This window comes from Collimonas sp. OK307 (assembly GCF_900113705.1).
Lineage (GTDB): Bacteria > Pseudomonadota > Gammaproteobacteria > Burkholderiales > Burkholderiaceae_D > Collimonas.
The window spans coordinates 1-1145 of the sequence record NZ_FOQI01000043.1 but is presented as its reverse complement, the minus strand read 5'-3'; the positions used below and the strand labels follow the sequence as shown (position 1 = coordinate 1145).

General features: G+C 63.7%; 1 pseudogene. It reads left to right on the top strand.

The window, feature by feature from the left end:
• Nucleotides 1-1145 (top strand): annotated as a pseudogene (locus BM205_RS23895) (hypothetical protein); the annotation flags it as partial.

Sequence of the window (1145 nt, the reverse complement as noted above, 5' to 3'; positions counted from 1 at the left end):
CTGGGCCAGGGCAGCACGGTGGCGGCAGCAGCGGTGCCGACCACCGGTGCGACCATCGGCGGCACAGCCTATACCTTCGCCGGCGGAGCACCGGCAGGCGTGGTATCGATGGGCAGCGCCGGCAATGACCGTCAGATCACCAACGTGGCGGCCGGTCAGTTGAGCGGCACCAGCACGGATGCAGTGAACGGCAGCCAGCTGTTTGCGACTAACCAGCAGGTGACGGCGAACAGCACGGCGATCACCAACATCAACAACGGTGGCGGCATCAAGTATTTCCATGCCAATTCGACGTTGGCCGACAGTAACGCAGTTGGCACCGACAGCATTGCCGTCGGCCCGGTTGCGAACGCATACGGCAACAGTTCGATAGCGCAAGGCTTGAACGCGGTAGCGGGCGTGAGCGGTACGCCGGCGACGGCGAACGACATTGCCTTGGGCAACGCTGCCAAGGCGACGGGCGGCAACTCTATCGCCCAGGGTACAGGAGCGACTGCCAATTCGGCGGGAGCGATCGCCATTGGGCAGACGGCTAGGGCAACCGGCGGCAAGGCGGTATCGATTGGCGTTGGCAATACCGCCAGCGGCGACGGTGCAGTGGCGATTGGCGACCCGAATTCGGCCATCGGCACCGGTGCAATAGCGATGGGCGCCAACAATACCTCCAACGGTCAAGGCGCTGTGGCGCTCGGCAACTCCAATACGGCAACCGGCCAGGGTTCGGTAGCGTTGGGCAATGCCAGCAATGCGGCGGCGGCAGGTGCAGTGGCGCTGGGCGATACCGCTGTAGCCAACAACACTAACGATGTCGCCTTGGGTTCGCATTCGATTACTGCGGCGCCGCACACAGGCACCACAGCGCAATTTGGCGGTACCGCCGCCGGCGTAGAAGCGGCAGCTTCGACCAACGGCGTTGTTTCCGTGGGTGCCGTAGGTACTGAGCGTCAGATCCAGAACGTGGCGGCAGGCGTGATTTCAGCAACCAGCACCGACGCGATTAACGGTTCCCAGCTGAATTCGGTCGTCACCGGCGTCAATAACCTGGGTACGACCACGGCGAGCACCCTGGGCGGCGGCGCTGCCTATGATCCGGCGACCGGCAATGTTGCCGGCTTTAGCCAGCCGATCAATAGTGTTAGCGCTAC